This window comes from Brevibacillus sp. YAE8 (assembly GCF_057543335.1).
On the sequence record NZ_BAAIYG010000131.1, the window covers coordinates 1 to 559 of the forward strand.

General features: G+C 33.1%; 2 protein-coding genes. One reads left to right on the top strand and one right to left on the bottom strand.

Features of this window, described 5'->3' with window-relative positions:
- On the bottom strand, positions 1–174 hold a 174-nt coding region (locus tag AC27IT_RS27990), incomplete at its 3' end, for a nucleotidyltransferase-like protein (RefSeq protein ID WP_487092289.1).
- Positions 175–396: 222 nt separating this feature from the next.
- Here AC27IT_RS27990 and AC27IT_RS27995 point away from each other — a divergent pair.
- On the top strand, positions 397–559 hold a 163-nt coding region (locus AC27IT_RS27995), incomplete at its 3' end, for a DUF2614 family zinc ribbon-containing protein (RefSeq protein WP_487092291.1).

Consider the following 559-nt stretch of genomic DNA (forward strand, 5'->3'; position numbering starts at 1 on the left):
TTCGTATTGTTTAATAAAAAGAGAAGTTTCTGTGGTTTTGGTCACAATAAATAAGCTAGAATCCAAATTATCCGTCACTGGAGCTTCTGCTTTCTTTTTTTCAATCAGTAAAATACCGCGTGTGTCTTTATTGCTAGCTCTTTCTTGATATATTGGCCGTAAAACATCTTCCATTTTGAGCTCTCCTAACTTGAATAGACAAATATTTTTCAAATTTTTAAAGGCTATGGACTAAGATTTATTTTTTTATTATATACGATGTATAACGGATATCCCACTCAGAATTATGGAAATCATTCAGAAAGCTCAAAAACTACGGATAATTTTCCGAAGATTCAATTTTTATTACTATTCACTGTCTCACGCTATGATATATTGGTAATAGGGGGGATACTGATGGGGATAAAGTATTCAAATAAAATTAACAAGATTCGCACGTTTGCACTCAGCCTGATCTTTGTTGGTTTCATTGTTATGTATGGGGGAATTTTCTTTCGGTCTTCAGTCTGGCTAATGACTATTTTTATGCTTTTAGGTTTACTGTGCATCGTAGCTAGTA